General features: G+C 64.7%; 22 protein-coding genes. 11 read left to right on the top strand and 11 right to left on the bottom strand.

Annotated elements, in window-relative coordinates:
* The first annotated feature begins 18 nt into the window (after positions 1–18).
* From argB to slmA, 3 genes are read left to right on the top strand one after another with little or no spacing between them, the layout of a single operon-like run.
* A complete protein-coding gene (gene argB / locus AC3QLZ_RS13530; RefSeq protein WP_014236410.1) occupies positions 19–900 on the top strand; it encodes an acetylglutamate kinase in 882 nt (293 codons plus the stop codon).
* Complete coding sequence (locus AC3QLZ_RS13525) at positions 900–1577, top strand: pyrimidine 5'-nucleotidase (protein ID WP_014236409.1); 678 nt, start codon at positions 900–902, stop codon at positions 1575–1577. The genes argB and AC3QLZ_RS13525 overlap by 1 nt, the downstream gene beginning before the upstream one ends.
* 32 nt (positions 1578–1609) lie before the next feature.
* A complete protein-coding gene (gene slmA, locus AC3QLZ_RS13520) occupies positions 1610–2206 on the top strand; it encodes a nucleoid occlusion factor SlmA (RefSeq protein ID WP_014236408.1) in 597 nt (198 codons plus the stop codon).
* A 67-nt stretch (positions 2207–2273) separates the two neighbouring features.
* On the opposite strand, the gene hemB is transcribed toward slmA, so the two are convergent.
* Positions 2274–3284 (bottom strand): porphobilinogen synthase, encoded by a 1011-nt coding sequence (gene hemB / locus AC3QLZ_RS13515; RefSeq protein ID WP_014236407.1) that lies wholly within the window; start codon positions 3282–3284, stop codon positions 2274–2276.
* A gap of 189 nt (positions 3285–3473) precedes the next feature.
* A complete protein-coding gene (yihA, locus tag AC3QLZ_RS13510) occupies positions 3474–4232 on the bottom strand; it encodes a ribosome biogenesis GTP-binding protein YihA/YsxC (protein ID WP_014236406.1) in 759 nt (252 codons plus the stop codon).
* 226 nt (positions 4233–4458) lie between these two features.
* Between yihA and AC3QLZ_RS13505 the strand changes: the two genes are divergently transcribed.
* From AC3QLZ_RS13505 to msrQ, 6 genes are all read left to right on the top strand, one after another.
* Positions 4459–5100, top strand: a complete 642-nt coding sequence (locus AC3QLZ_RS13505; protein WP_014236405.1) for a c-type cytochrome — start codon at positions 4459–4461, stop codon at positions 5098–5100.
* A gap of 178 nt (positions 5101–5278) precedes the next feature.
* On the top strand, positions 5279–5659 hold the full coding sequence (locus AC3QLZ_RS13500; RefSeq protein ID WP_014236404.1) for a COG4315 family predicted lipoprotein: 381 nt from the start codon (positions 5279–5281) through the stop codon (positions 5657–5659).
* Positions 5660–5662: 3 nt separating this feature from the next.
* The gene (locus AC3QLZ_RS13495; RefSeq protein WP_014236403.1) at positions 5663–6163 is read left to right on the top strand and encodes an RNA polymerase sigma factor; all 501 of its coding nucleotides are present in this window, start codon (positions 5663–5665) and stop codon (positions 6161–6163) included.
* Positions 6160–6936 carry an anti-sigma factor family protein gene (locus AC3QLZ_RS13490; protein ID WP_014236402.1) on the top strand — a complete coding sequence of 259 codons (777 nt, stop codon included), beginning with the start codon at positions 6160–6162 and terminating at the stop codon, positions 6934–6936. The genes AC3QLZ_RS13495 and AC3QLZ_RS13490 overlap by 4 nt, the downstream gene beginning before the upstream one ends.
* Positions 6937–6982: 46 nt before the next feature.
* On the top strand, positions 6983–7921 hold the full coding sequence (msrP, locus tag AC3QLZ_RS13485) for a protein-methionine-sulfoxide reductase catalytic subunit MsrP (RefSeq protein WP_014236401.1): 939 nt from the start codon (positions 6983–6985) through the stop codon (positions 7919–7921).
* Between the two features lie 12 nt (positions 7922–7933).
* Entirely contained in the window at positions 7934–8635 is a 702-nt protein-coding gene (gene msrQ / locus AC3QLZ_RS13480) for a protein-methionine-sulfoxide reductase heme-binding subunit MsrQ (RefSeq protein ID WP_014236400.1), read from the top strand.
* 69 nt (positions 8636–8704) lie between these two features.
* On the opposite strand, the gene AC3QLZ_RS13475 is transcribed toward msrQ, so the two are convergent.
* Together AC3QLZ_RS13475 and bioB are read right to left on the bottom strand one after the other, a co-directional pair.
* Positions 8705–9607: a methyltransferase domain-containing protein gene (locus tag AC3QLZ_RS13475; protein ID WP_014236399.1), complete on the bottom strand. Its 903-nt coding sequence runs from the start codon at positions 9605–9607 to the stop codon at positions 8705–8707.
* Positions 9608–9612: 5 nt separating this feature from the next.
* Complete coding sequence (gene bioB / locus AC3QLZ_RS13470) at positions 9613–10620, bottom strand: biotin synthase BioB (RefSeq protein ID WP_014236398.1); 1008 nt, start codon at positions 10618–10620, stop codon at positions 9613–9615.
* A 148-nt stretch (positions 10621–10768) separates the two neighbouring features.
* Between bioB and AC3QLZ_RS13465 the strand changes: the two genes are divergently transcribed.
* Both AC3QLZ_RS13465 and AC3QLZ_RS13460 read left to right on the top strand, forming a co-directional pair.
* Positions 10769–11431, top strand: a complete 663-nt coding sequence (locus AC3QLZ_RS13465; RefSeq protein ID WP_238526364.1) for a ComFC family protein — start codon at positions 10769–10771, stop codon at positions 11429–11431.
* A gap of 21 nt (positions 11432–11452) precedes the next feature.
* Entirely contained in the window at positions 11453–13267 is a 1815-nt protein-coding gene (locus tag AC3QLZ_RS13460; RefSeq protein ID WP_014236396.1) for a PglL family O-oligosaccharyltransferase, read from the top strand.
* Here the strand turns inward: AC3QLZ_RS13460 and AC3QLZ_RS13455 are convergent.
* From AC3QLZ_RS13455 to AC3QLZ_RS13425, 7 genes are all read right to left on the bottom strand, one after another.
* Positions 13212–13700, bottom strand: coding sequence for a tetratricopeptide repeat protein (locus tag AC3QLZ_RS13455; protein WP_157870591.1), 489 nt, complete (start codon positions 13698–13700; stop codon positions 13212–13214). The genes AC3QLZ_RS13460 and AC3QLZ_RS13455 overlap by 56 nt on opposite strands.
* Before the next feature lie 646 nt (positions 13701–14346).
* Positions 14347–15153, bottom strand: a complete 807-nt coding sequence (locus AC3QLZ_RS13450) for an ExeA family protein (RefSeq protein WP_235832442.1) — start codon at positions 15151–15153, stop codon at positions 14347–14349.
* A 49-nt stretch (positions 15154–15202) separates the two neighbouring features.
* Positions 15203–16894, bottom strand: a complete 1692-nt coding sequence (gene mshL / locus AC3QLZ_RS13445) for a pilus (MSHA type) biogenesis protein MshL (RefSeq protein WP_235832443.1) — start codon at positions 16892–16894, stop codon at positions 15203–15205.
* Between the two features lie 8 nt (positions 16895–16902).
* On the bottom strand, positions 16903–17292 hold the full coding sequence (locus AC3QLZ_RS13440) for a hypothetical protein (RefSeq protein ID WP_050804269.1): 390 nt from the start codon (positions 17290–17292) through the stop codon (positions 16903–16905).
* Positions 17289–17942 (bottom strand): hypothetical protein, encoded by a 654-nt coding sequence (locus AC3QLZ_RS13435; protein ID WP_014236391.1) that lies wholly within the window; start codon positions 17940–17942, stop codon positions 17289–17291. Before AC3QLZ_RS13435 ends, AC3QLZ_RS13440 begins: the two co-directional genes overlap by 4 nt.
* Positions 17939–18637 (bottom strand): hypothetical protein, encoded by a 699-nt coding sequence (locus AC3QLZ_RS13430; RefSeq protein ID WP_014236390.1) that lies wholly within the window; start codon positions 18635–18637, stop codon positions 17939–17941. Before AC3QLZ_RS13430 ends, AC3QLZ_RS13435 begins: the two co-directional genes overlap by 4 nt.
* Before the next feature lie 9 nt (positions 18638–18646).
* Complete coding sequence (locus AC3QLZ_RS13425) at positions 18647–19594, bottom strand: type IV pilus biogenesis protein PilM (RefSeq protein ID WP_014236389.1); 948 nt, start codon at positions 19592–19594, stop codon at positions 18647–18649.
* Positions 19595–19632 lie beyond the last annotated feature (38 nt).

Genomic DNA, 19632 nt, shown 5'->3' with positions numbered 1-19632 from the left:
TTTCATTCGGGAAACACCATGACCACCCCCACCCCCGCCCAGCAGGCCGCCATCCTGGCCGAAGCCCTGCCCTACATCAAGCGCTTCCACGGCCGCACCATCGTCGTCAAATACGGCGGCAACGCCATGACCGACGAGCACCTCAAGCAATGCTTCGCCCGGGACGTGGTGCTGCTGAAGCTGGTGGGCATGAACGTGGTGGTGGTCCATGGCGGCGGCCCCCAGATCGAGAACATGCTCGGCCGGGTCGGCAAGAAGGGCGAATTCATCCAGGGCATGCGCGTCACCGACGCCGAAACCATGGAAGTGGTGGAAATGGTCCTGGGCGGCCAGGTGAACAAGGACGTGGTCAATCTCATCAACCGCGCCGGCGGCAAGGCCGTGGGCCTCACCGGCAAGGATGGCGGCATGATCCGGGCCAAGAAGCTGCTGCTGCCGAACAAGGAAAACCCCGACGACCTGATCGACGTGGGCCAGGTGGGCGACATCGTGCAGATCGACCCCTCCCTCATCGGCAACCTGGAAGGCGCCGGCTTCATCCCGGTGATCGCCCCCATCGGTGTCGGCAAGGATGGCGAAACCTACAACATCAATGCCGACGTGGTGGCAGGCAAGGTGGCCGAGGTGCTCAAGGCCGAGAAGCTGGTGCTGCTGACCAACACCCCCGGGGTGCTGGACAAGGCCGGCCAGCTCATCACCGGCATCACCCCCAAGCAGATCGACGACATGGTGGAGGACGGCACTCTCTCCGGCGGCATGCTGCCCAAGATCAGCTCCGCCCTGGATGCCGCCCGCAACGGCGTGAAGAGCGTGCACATCATCGACGGCCGGGTGGAACATGCCCTGCTGCTGGAAATCCTCACCGACCACGGCGTCGGCACCATGATCAAGAGCCACTGATGGCCATGCCCCGGGGCTGGCGGCAGGGTGGCCAGCCGGTCTGGATCTTCGATCTGGACAACACCCTGCACAACGCCAGCCCCCACATCTTCCCCCACATCAACCGGGCCATGACCGCCTACATCCAGCGCCACCTGGCCCTGGACGAGGCGGCCGCCCAGGCCCTGCGCCAGGACTACTGGCACCGCTACGGCGCCACCCTGCTGGGCCTGATGCGGCACCACGACATCGACCCCCACCATTTCCTGCGGGAAACCCACGACCTGGAGGTATTGCTGCCCGGCATCGTCTTCCAGCGGGGGGTCAAAGCCATGCTGCAGCGCCTGCCGGGACGCAAGATCGTCTTCTCCAACGGTCCCCAGCACTACACCGAGGCCGTGCTCGAGGCCACCGGCATCGCCGACTGCTTCGCCGCCGCCTATTCGGTGGAGCGGGTGCGTTTCCGGCCCAAGCCCGAGAGCCACGGCTTTCGCCACCTGTTCCGGGCCGAGGGCCTGAATCCGCACCGCTGCATCATGGTGGAGGACAGCCTGCCGAACCTGGCCACGGCCAAACGGCTCGGCCTGAAGACCGTCTGGGTGAGCACTGACTCCGCCGCCAGGCTGCGCCAGCCGGCCTATGTGGACGTCACCCTGCGCAACATCCTGGACCTGCCCCGGGCCCTGCGCCAGCTATAATTTCCCCACCAACAACAAGGGGGAGAAGCACCATGGCCAGCAAGCCCGGCGAACGCAAGCTGCAGATACTGCAAACCCTGGCGGCCATGCTGGAACAGCCCCAGGGCGAGAAGATCACCACGGCCGCCCTGGCCGCCCGCCTCGAATGCTCCGAGGCCGCCCTTTACCGTCACTTCGCCAGCAAGGCCCAGATGTTCGAGGGCCTCATCGAATTCATCGAGACCAGCCTGCTGGGCCTCATCAACCAGATCACGGCGGAAGAGGAAATGGGCCTGAAGCAGGTGGAACTGATCCTGCACCTGCTGCTGGGCTTTGCCCAGCGCAACCGGGGCATGACCCGGGTCCTCACCGGCGATGCCCTGGTGCACGAAAACGAGCGCCTGCAGGCCCGCATCAACCTGTTGCTGGAGAAGCTGGAGGCGGCCCTGCGGCAGTCCCTCAAGGTGGCGGCCACCCAGGAGGACCTGAGCCCCGCCACCGACTTCGCCGCCCTGGCCAACCTGCTGCTGTGCCACGTCAGCGGCCGCTGGCAGCAATACACCAAGAGCGGCTTCAGCCGGGAGCCCCTGGCCCAATGGCCCCAGCAATGGCCCATGCTGTACGGGGCCTGCCTCAGCCAGGCAGCCTGACTTCCAATCGCCATGGACAATGAAAAAGGGCGCCGCGGCGCCCTTTTTCATTGGAGTAAGCGACCGCTTACTTGCGCAGCCACTCCGCCGCATCCAGGGCAAAGTAGGTGAGGATGCCGTCGGCGCCGGCCCGCTTGAAGGACAGCAGGGCTTCCAGGACGCAGGCCTCCTCGGCCAGCCAGCCGTTCTGGATGGCGGCCTTGAGCATGGCGTACTCGCCGCTCACCTGGTAGGCGTAGGTCGGCACGCCGAACTGCTCCTTGACCCGGCGCACGATGTCCAGATAGGGCATGCCCGGCTTCACCATCACCATGTCGGCACCCTCTTCCAGGTCCTGGGCCACTTCCCGCAGGGCCTCGTCCGTATTGGCCGGGTCCATCTGGTAGGTGTACTTGTTGCCCTTGCCCAGGTTGGCGGCGGAACCGACGGCGTCGCGGAAGGGGCCGTAGAAGGCGGAGGCGTACTTGGCGGAATAGGCCAGGATGCGGGTGTAGATCAGCTTTTCCGCTTCCAGGGCCTGGCGGATGCTGCCGATGCGGCCATCCATCATGTCGGAGGGCGCCACCACGTCGGCGCCGGCCTGGGCGTGGCAGACAGCCTGCTTGATCAGCACTTCCACGGTCTCGTCGTTGAGCACGTAGCCGCTGGCGTCGATCAGCCCGTCCTGGCCATGGATGGTGTAGGGGTCGAGGGCCACGTCGGTGATGACGCCCAGCTCCGGGAATTCCTTCTTCAGGGCCTGCACCACGGTGGGCACCAGGCCTTCCGGATTGTAGGCCTCGGCCGCATCCAGGCTCTTGCGGCTGCCGTCCACCACCGGGAACAGGGCCAGGGCGGGCACGCCCAGCTTGAGGGCGCGCTCGGCGGTATGCAGCAGCAGGTCCAGGCTCTGGCGGCAGACGCCGGGCATGGAGGCGACGGCTTCGCTGCGCTGGCTGCCTTCGAGGACGAAAACGGGATAGATCAGGTCGTCCGCAGTGAGCACGGACTCACGCATCAGACGACGGGAGAAATCATCGCGGCGCATGCGCCGCATGCGGGTGGCGGAGAACTTTCCGGGGATGGTTTGGCTAGTCATGGCAGGCGGTTCTGAACCCAGTAAAAAATTTTCAAAAAAATTGCACAGTTTGGGAACTTCTCTCCCCCAAGGCCTCTCTTAGAACGCAGATGGCTCACACCGTCTCCCGCTTTACCTCCCTGAGCGGGTGCCTTAATCAAGTTAATTAAGGCATTTCGGCCCCCGGTTACCCCTTTACCGGGGGCTTTTTTATTTCTGTGCCGGAGCCTTGGCCGGCTTCGGTTTGGCCGGTTTGCCCCCCGCCAGCACGGCTTTCTTGTTGCCCGGGGCGTGGGTCCGGTTCTGCTTGGCACCGGCGGCGCTCTTGGCCGAACGGATCGGCCGGGGCGGCGGCGCCGGGCGCGGCAGCGGCACTTCCATGCCCATCCAGCCGGCAATCACCTTCTCCGCCTCCTCGACGCCGGTCTTCTTCAGGCTGGAGAACAGCTGGACGGTGCAACGTTCCCCCAGATCGGCCATGGCGGCCTTGACCTGACGCAAAACCAGGGACTGTTCCTGCCGCGTCAGCTTGTCCGCCTTGGACAGCATGATGTGCAGGGGCTTGCCCGTGGCGGCAAACCAGTCGATCAGGTTCTGGTCCAGCTCCGTCAGGGGATGGCGGCTGTCCATGATCAGCACCAGGCCGGACAACGGCCCGCGGTGCTGCAGGTAGGGGCCGAGCAGGCCCTCCCACTGGGAACGGATTTCCTCCGGCGCCTTGGCATAGCCGTAGCCGGGCAGATCGACCAGGAACTTGCCCTCTTCCAGCTTGAAGAAGTTCAGGTGCTGGGTGCGGCCGGGGGTTTTGGAAACGAAAGCCAGCCGGGTATGGTTGGCCAGGGTATTGATGGCGGACGACTTGCCGGCATTGGAACGGCCGGCAAAAGCCACCTCCGCCAGGGCGTCCTCGGGCAGATCCCGCAAATGGGCGACGGTGGTTAAAAAAACCGCCTTTTGAAACAGGGCCATGGTGGGCCTTCTCCTTTTTCCGCTCCTCGCTTCGGAGCACCGAAGTGATATAGAATAGCAGGGTTTCGGCTTTTGCTTTCACGGGGTTCAGCCCCCAGGCGAGGCAAACTCCGGCCGCAGCAATGCTCAAAGAATAACCCTGGCCTCCCGGGAGGGGCCGCGCGATCCCGCTCCGGCGGCCTAGCGTCTATACCGAATTTTTTGGATCGATAGAAGGAGTTTGGACATGATTCGCACCACGGCTCTGGCGCTTCTGCTCGCCGCCAGCTTCACCGCCCACGCCAACCCGGAAGCTGCTGCCAAACCGGACCCCGCCAAGGGCAAGCCCATTGCTGAAGCCGTCTGCGGCGCCTGTCACGGCACCGACGGCAACAGCCTGGCTGCCGCCAACCCCAACCTGGCCGGCCAGATCCCCGAATACATCGTCAAACAGCTGTCCAACTTCAAGCCCGGTGCCGACGGCAAGGCGCCCCTGCGCAACAACGCCATCATGGCCGGCATGGCCGCCACCCTGGCCACCGAAGACGACATGAAGAACGTGGCCGCCTACTTCGCCGCCCAGACCCTGAAGCCCCAGGTGGCCAAGGACGAAAAGCTGGTGGCCCAGGGCCAGAAGCTGTGGCGCGCCGGCGACGTGAAGAAGGGCATCCCCGCCTGTGCCGGCTGTCACGGCGCTGCCGGTGCCGGCCTGCCCGCCCAGTTCCCCCGTCTGGCCGGCCAGTGGGCTGAATACACCGAGAACCAGCTGAAGACCTTCCGCTCCGGCGAGCGCGGCAACGATCCGGAAAAGATGATGCGCACCATCGCTGCCAAGATGAGCGACCAGGAAATCAAGGCCGTGGCCGAGTACGCTGCCGGCCTGCGCTAAGCCGCACTCCCAGCAGCACCGAAAAGGGTGGCGTTTGCCACCCTTTTTCTTTTTCTGCGGCATTTTTTCCGGCGCCGGCGGTCCTACCGCCAGCCACGGAAATTATTTGCCGCCGGAGGGAATTGGCAGCCGGGGATTTCCGTATATCCGTATGCAACATCACCCTACGGAGATCACCATGAAAATCCACACCTACATCGCCGGCATCGTTCTCGCCACCGGACTGGCCGCCTGCGCCAGTTACGGCGGCCCCGCTCCAGCCACGGTCGCCCAGGACGCCCTCACCGGCAGCAACGGCATGACCCTCTACGTCTTCGACAAGGACCCGGCGGACGGCAGCAAGAGCGTCTGCAACGGCCCCTGTGCCAGCAACTGGCCGCCCCTGTTCGCCAACGAGATGGACCGGGCCAACGGCCACTTCAGCATCCTCACCCGGGACGACGGCAAGAAGCAGTGGGCCTACCGGGGCAAGCCCCTCTACTACTGGGTCAAGGACCAGAAGCCGGGAGACCGCAGCGGCGACGGCGTAAACAACGTCTGGCACGTGGCCAAGCCCTGAACCATGGAGGAAGCGCCGCTCCTGGCCGAGATACCCCGGCTACGCCGCTACGCCCGGGCCCTGGTGGGCGACCGGGCGGCGGCGGACGACCTGGTGCAGGACACCCTGGAACGGGCCTGGAGCCGGCGCCGCAGCTGGCAGGATGACCGCCCCCTGCGTCCCTGGCTGTTCTCCATCATGCACAACCTGCGCCTGGATCAGCTGCGCCGCCCCGGCATCGCCCCCCAGCCACTGGACGAGCGAATCCCGGAACCGGGTACCCGGCCCACCCAGAGCGACGCCCTGGAACTGGCCGACCTGGCGGCAGCCCTCTACCGCCTGCCGGAGGAGCAACGGGCGGTGATCCTGCTGGTGGCACTGGAAGACATGAGCTACGACGCCATAGCCCAAACCCTGGCCATCCCCCGGGGCACCGTCATGTCGCGCCTCTTTCGCGGCCGCGAGCATCTGCGCCGCCTCATGGCGCCGGAGTCCGGCGTCACCCATTTGAGGGTCGTACCATGACGCCCCAACCCATTCACGAAGACGAGCTCCAGGCCTGGGCGGACCGGCGCCTGCCCGCCGAGCGGCAAGCGCAGGTGGAGTCGTACCTGGAACAGCATCCCGACACCCACGACCGACTGCAGGCCTACCAGGCCCAGAACCGGGGCCTGCAATCCCTCTTCCAGCCGGTGCTGGAGGAGGACATTCCACCGCACCTGCAGGAACTGCCCCGGCCGGCGCCCCTCCTCCGGCAGCGCTTCCTCACCTGGCCCTGGCAGAGCGCCGCCGCGGTACTGCTGGTGCTGTCGGGCGCCCTGGCCGGCTGGCAGGCCCATACCTACCTGCCGTCGCCCAGCCTGGCTGCAGCCCTGCCCCGCCAGGCGGCCATCGCCCACGCGGTGTATGCACCGGAGGTGCGCCACCCGGTGGAAGTCGGCGCCGACCAGGAAACCCATCTGGCCGCCTGGCTGTCGAAACGGCTCGGCGCTCCCCTGCACCCGCCCCGCCTCGGCGCCCAGGGCTTCGAACTGGTGGGCGGGCGCCTGCTGCCGGGCGGCCAGGGCCCCGTGGCCCTGTTCATGTACCAGGACGGGGGCGGCCAGCGCCTGACCCTCTATGTCAGCGGCGAAGGCACCGGCAGTGGCGACACCTCCTTCCGTTTCAGCCGGGAAGGGGACGTCAGCGTTTTCTACTGGGTGGACGGTCGCTTCGGCTATGCTTTGTCCGGCACGCTGGACAAGGCAAGCCTGGGCACCATCGCCACCCAGGTCTATCAACAACTGGAAGCCCGCTAGGCCGGCCCGCCCCGAGCCTGCCCAATCCTCACCTCCGGAGCCGCCCATGCTGATCCGCCGCCCCCCCGACCTGCTGCCATCCGAGATTACGCCGGAGCCCCTGGCCCGGGGTCGCCGTGCCCTGCTCAAAGGCCTCGGCGCCGGCGCCGCCCTGGCCGGCCTGGGGCTGCCCCAGATCAGCCAGGCCGGCAGCCTCGGCACCCTGCGCCCCAGCCCCTTGAGCAGCGACGAAAAGCTGACGCCCCTCAAGTCGGTCACCGGCTACAACAACTTCTACGAGTTCGGCACGGACAAGGAGGACCCGGCCCGCCACGCGCCCGGCCGCCTCAAGACCCGGCCGTGGACCGTCACCGTGGAAGGGGAAATCAAGCGCCCCCGCACCTTTTCCATCGACGACCTGCTGAAGCTGGCGCCCCTGGAGGAGCGCATCTACCGCATGCGCTGTGTCGAAGGCTGGAGCATGGTGATTCCCTGGGTCGGCTTTCCCCTGGCGGAGCTGATCCGGCAGGTGGAACCCAACGGCCAGGCCCGCTTCGTCGAATTCGTCACGCTGGCGGACCCCCAGCAGATGCCCGGCGTCCGCTCTCCGTTGCTGGACTGGCCCTATGTGGAAGGACTGCGCCTGGACGAGGCCCAGCACCCCCTGACCCTGCTCGCCGTCGGCCTCTATGGCGAGGTGCTGCCGGCCCAGAACGGGGCGCCGATCCGTCTGGTGGTGCCGTGGAAGTACGGTTTCAAGAGCGCCAAGTCCATCGTGCGCATCCGCTTCGTCCGCGAACAGCCCCGCAGCACCTGGATGAAGGCCGGCCCCAGCGAATACGGCTTCTACTCCAACGTCAATCCGGCGGTGGACCATCCCCGCTGGAGCCAGGCGACGGAGCGCCGCATCGGCGAATTCATCAAGCGCAAGACCCTTCCCTTCAACGGTTACGCCGACCAGGTGGCCGGCCTCTACAGCGGCATGGACCTGCGCCGCTTCTTCTGACATCTTCCGCCCATGACCTTCCAGCCCACCCCGCGCCAACTCTCCGCCATCAAGGCCGCCCTGTTCCTGCTCACCCTGCTGCCGGCCCTGCACTACGCCCACGGCCTGTGGTCGGACAGCCTTGGGGCCAATCCCATCGAAGCCCTGACCCGGGGCATGGGCATCTGGACCCTCAACTTCCTCTTTCTCACCCTGTGCGTCTCGCCCCTGCGCAAGCTCTCCGGCTGGCACTGGCTGCTGCGCCTGCGCCGCATGCTGGGGCTGACGGCCTTCGCCTACGGCTGCCTGCACCTGCTCACCTACCTCTGGCTGGACCAGTTCTGGGACGTGGACGCCATCGCCCGGGACATCTGGAAGCGCCCCTTCATCACCGTCGGCGCCACCGCCTTCCTGCTGATGCTGCCCCTGGCCCTGACCTCCAGCCACGCCGCCATCCGCAGCCTCGGCGGCAAGCGCTGGCAGAGCCTGCACCGGGCCGTCTATGCGGTGGCGATCCTGGGGGTGGTGCATTACCTGTGGCTGGTGAAACGGGTGGCCCTGCTGGACCCCATCATCTACGCCCTGGTCCTGGCCATCCTGCTGGGATGGCGCGTGGTGGAACGCATCCGGCTGAACGGCCCCTGGCCGACCCGCAGCACGCCGCCGGCAGTGCAGCCTGTCGTCTTCATGAAGCGGGACGCGGTGGCGGCCCTGGGGGAGCCGAAGAAGCGCTAAAACAAAGGGCCCTGGGCACTCGTGCGCCCAGGGCCCGCCAGTATCGGGAAGATGGGGAAGGCTTGACCGCTAGGGGCGGTTTCGATCGAAGCGGACGATGCTGCGCCCGTCGGCAGTCTTCTTCGGCGCCGTTTTCCAGGCGTGGCCGTAGACCACCTCCAGCGTCACCGGCACCCGGCCGTCCCTGGCCTTGGCGGCGAAGGCGGCGGCTGCCTGGCGCCACAGACGGGGCGTCATCAGGCCGTGGCGGCGCGCCGTCATGGCGACGGTGTCGCCGGCGGCCTTCAGTTCGGCAGCCAGGGCGTCAAAGTCCGGATAGGTCAGGGTGAGGATTTCCATGTCCATCACCGGATCGGCGAAACCGCAATGGACCAGCAGATCGCCCCAGTCGTGCATGTCGATGAAGCGCTGGGTGTGGGCGTAGCCATCACCGAAGGCGGCCCGCAATTCCTTCAGCGTATCCGGGCCGAAGGTGGAAAACATCAGCAGCCCCCCGACTTCCAGGGTGCGATGCAATTCCTTGAGCACCGGTTCCGGGTCATTCACCCAGTGCAGCATGAGGTTGGACCAGAGCAGGGAGAAACTGCCTCCGGCAAAGGGCAGCCGGGCCGCCTCGCCGCCCGCCAGGGCCGGCCCCCGGGAGCCACCGCCGAGCCAGGCGGGAAGCCGGGAAAGCAACGGGCCACTGGCCGGATGCTGGCGCCGGGCCTGGTCCAGCATGGCCGGCACGGCGTCCACACCAACGGTGAGGGCCTGGGGATAGCGGGCCTGGAGAGGCGCCAGGTCGGCGCCGGTGGCGCAGCCCAGATCGAGGATGCGCGCCGGTTCCAGGCGCACGTAGTCGAGACGTTCGGCCATACGGCCGCCCACTTCCCGGGCGACAAAGGCGGCGCCGTCGTAGCCGGCGGCGGCACGCGCAAAGGCGCGCCGCACCTGGCGGTCGTCCACCAGGGGAGCCGCGGCCTGTTCCATGGGGCTTAGACGGGCTTGAGGCCGAGCTTGGCGAACATGGCGTCGTCCTGGTCGGCCTGGGAGTTGCCGGTAGTCAGGAGCGCTTCGCCGTAGAAGATGGAATTGGCACCGGCCAGGAAGCACAGGGTCTGCAGTTCCTCGCTCATCTCGTGGCGACCGGCGGAGAGGCGCACATAGGAGGTGGGCATGGTGATGCGGGCGGCGGCGATGGTGCGCACGAACTCGATACCGTCCACCGGATTGACGTTGGCCAGGGGCGTGCCGGGAATCGGCACCAGGTTGTTGATGGGCACGGATTCCGGCGCCTTGGGCAGGTTGGCCAGCTGGGCGATGAGGGCCGCCCGGTTCTTGCGGGTCTCGCCCATGCCGATGATGCCGCCGGAACAGACGTTGATGCCGGCATCCCGCACCTGCTCCAGGGTGTCGATACGATCTTCCTGGCAATGGCTCTTGATCACCTGGCCGTAGAATTCCTTGTCCGTGTCCAGGTTGTGGTTGTAGTAGTCGAGGCCGGCATCCTTCAGCTTTTCGGCCTGGCCGTCCTTGAGCATGCCCAGGGTGACGCAGGTCTGCAGACCCAGGGCCTTGACGGCGGAAATCATTTCGGTGACCTTGTCCAGGTCCTTGTCCTTCGGACCGCGCCAGGCGGCGCCCATGCAGAAGCGGGATGCACCCCGGTCCTTGGCGGCCTGGGCGGCCTTGAGCACGTCATCCAGGGGCAGCAGGGCTTCCCGCTCCACGTCGGTGCTGTAGCGGGCGGACTGGGAACAGTAGCCGCAGTCCTCGGAACAGCCGCCGGTCTTCACGGAGAGCAGGGTGGAACGCTGGATCGCATTGGGGTCGAAGTTTTCCCGGTGCACCTGCTGGGCGCGGAAGACCAGGTCCATGAAAGGCAGATCGAACAGGGCCTGCACCTGCTCCAGGCTCCACACCGGCTTGTCGGTGGCAGCATGGGCGGAAGCACTATTGGCGGCGGGAGAAGTGGCGGAAACGGCGGCTGCGACTGCATTCATGGCAAAACCTTTGCGAAAAACCCTACTGGCATCCATACTATTAAGTATGGCTCATAATTATGAATAATCCCGGAGCACGGGTGAAATGTCAATTGTAGCCCAAAGCCGGAAAGTCCTCGGGCGGGCCTGGAAATTCGCTTTGAATTCAGTGCTTCCGGCCAGTTGCCTGCTGTGCCACGACCGCTGTGAGGAAGGCATGCTGTGCGCCGCCTGCCGTGACGACCTGCCGCTGCTCGGCGCCAATGCCTGTCCCCGCTGCGCCGAACCCGGCACCGGCGGCCTGACCTGTGGCCACTGCCAGAAGCAGCCTCCCCACTTCGACCGCGCCTGGGCCTCATGGCGTTACGAGCATCCCGTGGACCGGCTGATCCAGGCCTTCAAATATCAGGGCCAGCTGGGACTGGCACCGCTCTTCGCCGAAGGGCTGGCGCGACAGCTGGCACCCCTGGCCGACCAGTGGGACGCCATCGTGCCCCTGCCCCTGCATGGGGAGCGGATGGGCGAGCGGGGCTTCAACCAGAGTCTGGAACTAGGCAAGCACCTGGGCCGGCTGCTGAACCTGCCGATCCTGTCCCAGGTCTGCCAACGGACGCGAGCGACAACGGCCCAGGCAGAACTGCCCATCGACAAGCGCCACGCCAACGTCCGCGGCGCCTTTCATTGCACCACCGCCCTCGACGGCCAACGGCTGCTCTTGCTTGACGACGTCCTCACCACCGGCGCCACCCTCTCGGAATGTGCCAGAACCCTGAAACTGCATGGCGCACGACAGGTGGATGTAGGCGTCATTGCCCGCACCTGTCATCATTAGCCTTTTTTCGCCACCGCCCCGATGTCCTTTTCCTATCAGCGCCATCTGCAGTGCAGCCTGTTCCTGGTCGGGGCCATGGCCTGCCTGCCCTTCCTCAATCCGCACCACTACAACCCCATACCCTCCTTTTATGCGGAGTGGTGGGCCGGCCTGCTTGGCCTGTTGGCCAGCAGCCTGTTCCTGCGGGAGCCGGCACGCCAGGATCTGCGCCTGCCCCTGGGCGCCCTGATTCCCTTTGCCCTCATTGCCCTGTTCCTGTTTCAGCTGGTTGCCGGCAAGGTCCATTTTCTGCACCAGGGCCTGCTCTTTTGCCTCTACCTCATCTGGGCCTGCCTCATGCTGCTGCTGGGCCGGGTGCTGGTCAGGGAAGCCGGCCTGGAACGCTTGGCGCAGACGCTATCCTTCGGCTTTCTCTGCGGCGGCTTGATGAGCCTCCTCATCGTCGGCCTGCAGTTGTATCGTCCCGACTGGCTGGGCCTGGAATTCATTTTCCCCACCCGCAATGGCCAGGTCTTTGCCAACCTGGGGCAACGCAACCAGTTCGCCGACTATCTTTGGCTGGGAGTCCTCTCCGCCATCTATCTCCAGGCCCGGCAGCGCCTGCGTCTGTGGCAGTTCCTGCTGGCCTCCATACCCCTGGCCCTGTGCGCCGTCTTCACGGCCTCCCGCTCCGTCTATCTGTACATCGCAGCCACGGCCATCCTGAGTTTTGCCGTGGGCTATCGGCAGTCCGACTTTGCTTCGATTCGCAGAGGTACCGGGTGGGTCATCGCCGCCGCATTGCTGGTGGAGCTTGCCAAGCACTTCGGCAACGTGAGCGACGTTGCCATGGTCACGGCCGGTGAGCGCCTGTACAGCGACCCCGGCGGCATTTCCACCCGTTTTGCCTTGTGGCTGATCGCCTGGAACAGTTTCCTCCAGGCTCCCCTGCTGGGCGTCGGCCTGGGCGGTTTCTCCTGGCAGACCTTCGCCCTGGCCGGCTCCGTCCCTCCGGGCAGCCTGCCGGGTGCGGCGGAACACGCACACAACCTTTTCGCCCAGCTGCTGGCCGAATTCGGCATCGCCAGTTTGCTGACCCTGATGCTCGTCGGCGTGGCGCTGTGGCGCGAATTCCGGAAGCAGGCATGGGGGCATGGGCATTGGTGGGGACTGGCCGCCATCGCCATCGTCGGACTGCACAGCCAACTGGAATACCCCCTGTGGTACGCCTTCTTCCTTGGCCCCATGGCCATCCTCCTGGGAGCGCTGGCCCCCAGGCCCATTTCCATCGACCTGGGCAAGCTCGGCCCCCGGGCAATGGCGCTGCTGCTGCTGGCCGGCATCTGGGTCATGGGCAACCTGTATCGGGACTATTCCCTGCTGGAGGACACCATGCACTGGCGGGATATCGATACGACCCAGCAGGCCTCCTGGCCGGAAGTGCATACCCGCTTGAGCAAACTCTACGGCGAGTCCCTGTTCCCCCACTACGTCCAGCTCTACTACGCGCTGGCCGCCCCCATCAGCCCGGACAATCTGGAGGAAAAACTGGCAATCACCGCCGACAGCCTGTTGTTCTCGCCGGTGGATCGACTGGTCTTCAAGTATCCGGCCCTGCTGGCCCTGGCCGGGCGCCAGGATGAGGCCCAACAGATGCTGCAGCTGGCCATCCTCGCCTATCCTGCCCGGGTGCCAGCGGCCCTGCGTCAGGTGCGGGTTCTGGCCGACAAGTATCCGGAAATCAGGGCGCTGGCAGCATCCCTGGAAAAGGCCGAGGCGGCCGCCAGGCAGCCCTCCGGATTCAGCGCAGGCGCTGCTCCACAAACGCAGCCATCTCCGGTGTCAGGGAACCGCTAGCCCGGGCCGTCTGGAAGGCCGTACGGGCTTCTGCCCCGTTACCCTGGGACTCCAGGGCGAGGCCAAGGCCGATCCACCAGCGACCGTCATTGGGACTGAGGCGCAAGGCCGCCCGGTAGTGCTCGGCGGCATCCTTGCCATTGCCCAGCCGCTGCAGGACATTGCCGGCCAGCCCCTGGTAATCGGCGTTGTTGGCGCCCGCCCCCATGGAGGCCTGCAGGCTCTGCCAGGCGCCTGCCGCATCCCCCTTTTCGATCTGCAGCCGCGCCAGGGTCATGGCCCACTGATAGCGCCCGGGCTGAAGTTGTACCGCCTCGGCCAGCAACTCCCGGGCCTCATCATAGGAACGCTGCTCCAGCAATGCCTTCAGTAGCAGCTGCCGGGCGGCTGCGTGAGTGCCATCGACCTTCAGACAGGAGCGCAGTGCATCCATGCCGGACTTGAGCTGCCCCTGGGCCAGCAGGGCAGCACCCCGCCGGTACTCGGACTCGGCACGCTCCTGGGGAGTGGCCTGCAGGGGCGTTTTTTCGATGTGAACAGGTCCATCCCGCGTTTCACCTTTGCTCGCAACACTGGCAGCAACCCCGCTCGCAGCTTTGGCAGGGACGGCTTGTGGCACGGTCACAGGAACTGGTGCAACCGCAGGGCTCTCCTTCGCCAGCGGGGCACTCCGGTTTTCCTGGGGAACGGATGATTGCCGCGGCTGGGGCATCGAAAGTACATCCGACAGCCGCAAGGGCATGGGCTCCGCGGCAGCGGGGACCGGCACCGGTGCCTCTATCGGCACGCTGCCCCCCGCGGCTGGGGCAGCCGGGGGCTCATCCGTCGGGATTCCAGGGGGAGACACCACGGCCGCGGCTACAGGCGCAGCCCCACTTTGCGTTGCCAAAGGCAGGTAAAAATAAACGGCTGCCGTCGTCAGGGCGATACTGCCGCCGGCGATAACCCAAGGCAGAATGGAAGAACGACGGCTCGGAGGAAGGGAACGTACCTCGTTGGGCAGGGCCCGCTGCACTTCTCCTGCCTGGCGCTGGTCCAGATCCTGCAGCATCTGATTGATCAGGCTCATGGCAACCTTTCTACCACCAGAGACGGAGCGAGCGGGTGCCTTCCGTATCCCGGGCGGCAGCCTTGATGTGCTTACCCCTTACCTGGAAGTGTCCCTCGCCGAATACGGCCAGCAGGGCCTTGTGGGCTAGGATGTTGATCAGGCGGGGCGTACCGCGGCTGGCGCGGTGCAACCCCTTGATGGCGCCGGAGGAAAACAGCTCTTCGCCCCGATAACCGGCCACCCGCAGGCGGTGGGCCACGTAGGCCGCCACCTCGCGACGCCCCAGTCCGGGCAGGCGGTAATGGAAGGCGATCCGCTGTCGCAGTTGCCGGATTTCCGGCATGCCCAGTTTTTTGTCCAGCTCCGGCTGTCCCAGAATGACCCACTGCAGCAGTTTGCGTTTTTCTGTTTCCAGATTGGAAAGCAGGCGCAGGGCCTCCAGACTCTCCAGCGGCATGGCCTGGGCCTCGTCGATGCAGACCACGGTGGACTTGCCCTCCCGGGCGATATCCAGCAAACGCTTGTTGAGGGACTTGAGCAGGTGGTACTGATCGATATCCGGCGCCACCTTCAACCGCAATTCCTCAGCCAGGGCCAGGTAGAGGGTACGGGGCTCAAGGTTGGGGTTGGGCAGATAGGCGGTAACGAACTTGTCGCCCAGATTCTGCAGGAGACGGCGGCAGAGCAGCGTCTTGCCGGTGCCGACCTCCCCGGTGATCTTGACGAATCCTTCTCCCGCGCGAAGCGCCACCAGAAGGGTATTCAAGGCCTCCTGGTGGCCGGTGGTGGCGTAGACAAAACTGGTGTCGGGCGTAATCCCGAACGGATACTCCACCAATCCGAAATGCTTCAGATACACAGCGCCCCCCCGGCTCCGGCAGATGTCATTGGGGCAGGGTTCTCCGGGGATCGAAATCGTCGATGCGGGACTGGGTGTTCTGCAGATCGGACTGCCAGTCGGATTCGTTCTGGATAACCGTTGGCTTGAGCAGGATCACCAGCTCCCGCTTGTTCAGGGCCTTGGATTTCTGACCGAACAGGTTGCCGAGAACCGGGACCTGATGGATACCTGGCAGACCGTTACTGGTATCGGACTGGTCCTGGGTCATCAAGCCACCGATGGCCACGATCTCCCCGTCGCGAACCCGCACGATGGTATCGGACTCGTTGATCCGGCTGGTGGCCAGGGGCAGGGTCATGGCCAGATCCGTACCCAGGCTCAGACTCTTGTTCTTCTCCGTCACCACGCTGATGGAGGGGTGGATGTGCAAGGTGATCAGGCCACTCTCGTTGATCTGGGGCGTCACATCCAGGGCAATGCCGGAGAAGAACGGCTGCAGCGTTACCGTCGGGGTGGTGGTGGTGGTGGTGGAAGCAATGGTGGTGGAACTGACGTTGGTCACATAGTATTCGTCGGTACCGACCTTCAGCACGGCCTTCTGGTTATTCAGGGTGGCGATGCGGGGGCTGGACAGCACCTGGGTATTGCCCTGGGTCTCCAGGAAATTCAGCAGCGCGGCGAAGCTCTTGGTGCGGAATGCCAGGCCGAAGAAACCGTTGGTACCAACCGACCCCAGATTTCCATCGGTCCCCGGACGAATGGAAGCATTGTCAGAGGTCAGCGCTCCTGACGGAGACAGGGATGTGCCATTGGCAGCCACGCCAATGGTCGTGTGGCCACTGAAGGACGCCCAGTTGATGCCCGACTGATAGGCATCGCTCAGGGCCACATCGATGATCTTGGCCTCGAGCATGACCTGGCGCTCGATAATGGCCTGGGTGGCCCGCAGATACTGCTCCACATTGCGCAACTCACCGGGCATGGCACGCACCAGAATGACGCCGGAGTGGGAGTTAATAATGACGCTACGCCCGTCCTCCGTCCCGACGATGGCTCCCAGAGCCGTCTTCAGTTCCGTCCAGAAGTCAGCATCCTGCGAGGTGTAGACACGGCTACTGTCCTGAGCACGAGTTGCGCCGGCACCAGCACCGGTGGTGCCGGAGGCAGTGGCAGCCTGAGCCTGGGCGGAAGAGGTCGAACTGCCAGAGGAACTGGCACCAGGGGAAACCACACTGATGGAACTGGAAGTCACCCGCACATCGCTGGAACCCTGACGCCGGCCGGCCAAGTAATTAACCTGGAAGACCCGGGTCTGCATCGCATTGGACATGACGGTGATGCGATTGCCCTGCACCCGGAAGTCGTAACCATACAGGTCCCGCAGGCTTTCCAGCGCCTCCCGCAGGGTGACATTTTTCAGATTGACCGTGATCGAGCCCGCCACTTCCGGCGGCACCAGCATGCTGTAGCGGGTACCGGAAACCAGCGCCATGAAGACCTGGGACGCAGGAGCATTGGTCACCGCCAGGTCAAAGCGAGGCTCAGCCGGCGGCGCCTTGGGCACATCCAGTTGCAGCGGCGGCAGCAATGCCTGATTCACAGCATCGGCACTGGCGGAGCGATTGGCATCCACCGCACCTTTCATCTCGCTCTGGATACGCTCATAGGTGGCACCGGGCTTCCCTCCCGAGGTAACGCAACCGCCGAGAAACAGGGAGGCCAGAATGCCGATCAAGGCTCGCTTCATAAATTACCCCTTTGGTTCCTGCGCCCGACGGGCTTGGGAACTTCAACTACCGTCTTCTTGTTCACATCGGGAGTCATGCGTAGAACCTCGCTCCCCAAAGGCCCTTTCAGGACCACTTCATTTTCTTTTATCTTGACCAGAATGCTATCGCCCACTTTGCCGCCCAGGGGGACCATCGCACCGCTGATGACTGCCACCGGAGTTCCCTGCCGGCGCAGCACGACTGACTGCAGGACGGGGCCGGACACCGCCGCACCGCCTTCCGGAGAGACATGAACCCAGGCCTCCGGTGGCCGGGTAGGATCAGGCAGAGCACTATCGTCAGCGATGGCAGGCATCATCGCCAAACAGCCACCCCAAAACACCAGGCATTTGATTCGTGTCATAGGACCAACCACGCCTTATCCAGGCTGAGGGTATAGACCCGCAGGGTCAGAATGGAACGGGGATACACATCAACCTTCAGTTCCGCCCCCTCCCATAGCAGCCGCTCTGGTGCCGACTCCAGATCGGCCAAATAGCCAAGGAGGTCGCCATAGCTGCCGGCCAGGCGTATCTCGATACCGTGGCGGTAAAGATTCAACTCGGGAGTGCTGGCAGCACTCGGACCATCGATGGCCGGCACCGGCGCCACGGTACGCAGACCCAGCATCTGCAGGCTCTTGCGACGCCCCATCAGGCGTTCCAGCAGGGCCGGAGCAGCCTGGGGGGAAACGAGGGTGCCATCAAACGATTTCAGTTGTCCATCCAGGTTGGTAACCCGGCTCTTCAGGGTCTGCAGAACCTGGGCGCGATTCGCCGCACTGTTCGCCAGTTCCGACTGCACATCCTTGAGCTGCAGGGAAAGGCTGGCCGCCTCGCTTTCACGCTGCTCCGCCAGGGCAGTCTGAGCCCGGACCCGAATCAGAGGAGATGAAAGCAGCAAGGCATCGCCAACAAACAGCACCAGAACAACAGCAGCCACCGCTCCGATGGTCCTCTCCCGCTTGTTGCGAGCATCAAACCATGCCAGCCAGGCCAAAAACTGCCCCTTCATTGCCCACTCCCCTTGCTCTCGGTTGCGTCCCGCTCCCCGGCAGAGGAAGAGCGCAAAGGTTTCAAGACAAAATTCACGTAATTCTGGGAAGGCCTTGCGGCCGGCTCGGACGGTTTGGCGGCACCAGCCTGCGGCACATCGGGCGCATCCGGCAGGCGGACATCCAGAGCGGCAAACTCCCGTCCGACAAAAACCGGCTCCCGGTTGAGGCGACGAATGTATTCGGGCAGCAGGGACTGGTCCGTCATGCGCCCGCGAATTTCCAGCCCTTTACCCCCTGCCCCCAGGGAAAAGCCGGTAAGCCACAGACCAGGCAAGGATTGACGGGCCAAGCCGCGGAAATAATCGGCAAAACCCTGGCCCTCCTTGGGCGAACCCTGCTCCAGCAAGGCCAGCACCTGTTCGCGCTCGGTCACGGCGCGCTGCAGGCGGGATAGTTCGGCATCCTTGTCCACCGGGACCTTGGCGGCCGCCAGTTGCTGGCTGGCCTCCTGCAGTTTTGCCTTCAACTGGGAGACAGATTGCTCAGCAGCCCTGGCCCGTTCAGTGGAAGACGCCAGACGGTAATGGGTCACGCCGGCAGCAACGAGGAAAAATACCAAAAGACCGGTAACAGCGAGGGCCAGATTGCGCCCGGTAATCCACTCTTTCTCGGGAAGCAGGGAAGGATGGAACAAATTGATTTGCTGACTCACACCACCCCCTTAACGCATCGCACAACCGAGCAACTTCAGGCACTGGGCCTGACGCTCGGGATGGCGCAACTCGGGAATACCCGGGAAATGCAGAACGTTCTGCAAGTCCAGGGTTTCGACCGGCACATAAACATTGGGGGCCAGGGTGGCCTTCAGCCCATCACCACCGGGCACCTGGGCCAACCAAAGCTGCCCCATGGGGACGAAACTATACTGGCGATCAAACGTGTCCAGGGTCCGCTGGACCTCAAGCACGATGCGGTCGAATAGCTGCTCACGACGTTCGTCCGCAGCCCCTTCCAACGCCTGGCGACTGACATCGATGCGGCGGCTGACATACAACTCGCCCTGAGCACTGACCGTCAGCAGGCCGCCATCGTCGTCGAAAGTCAGGAGAGCGACGGCCCTGTTGTCCTTTTCCAGCAAGGCGGCGATATTGCGCTGCCCCATATCGGGAACATCAATGGCTTCCAGTTTGAGTCCGGCGCCGACCACTGCCGCAGCCAGCGGCGACAGCACAGCATTGGCTGCAACTACCACCAGCACCTGTTGCGCCCGCCCACTGCCCTGCTGACCGGGAACATCCAGCACATCCAGGGTTGCCGCCTCTACGGGATAGTCCAGCATGTCCTTGATCTGCCAACGCAAGGCTTGCCGCCGCTCGTCGAGAGGCACACTGGGCGCCTCGACCTGCAACACCTGGAAGTCACCAGAATTGAGCATGACCACGCAACGATGGGAATGCAGGCGCTTTTCCTTGCGCAAACGCTGCAAGGCCCCCTGCAAATCGCCTCCCGTGGCGTAGGACTCAAGCAGAACGACCTCGGGCATCTGTCCGGGAGCCTGCTGCACATGGGCCAAATCCACCCGATCCTTCAGGCAATTTATGGCCAGCCAACCATCCGACCGTTTGGCGGATGCGCTAGAGATAGAGGGGGCGGACAGGGAGATGGACATAGACGTCTTGATATTTCACTAAAAGATAACAATATATG

This window comes from Azospira sp. MPR-LB4 (assembly GCF_058809525.1).
The sequence above is the reverse complement of the archived record's forward strand: the minus strand, read 5'-3'. Positions and strand labels throughout refer to the sequence as shown.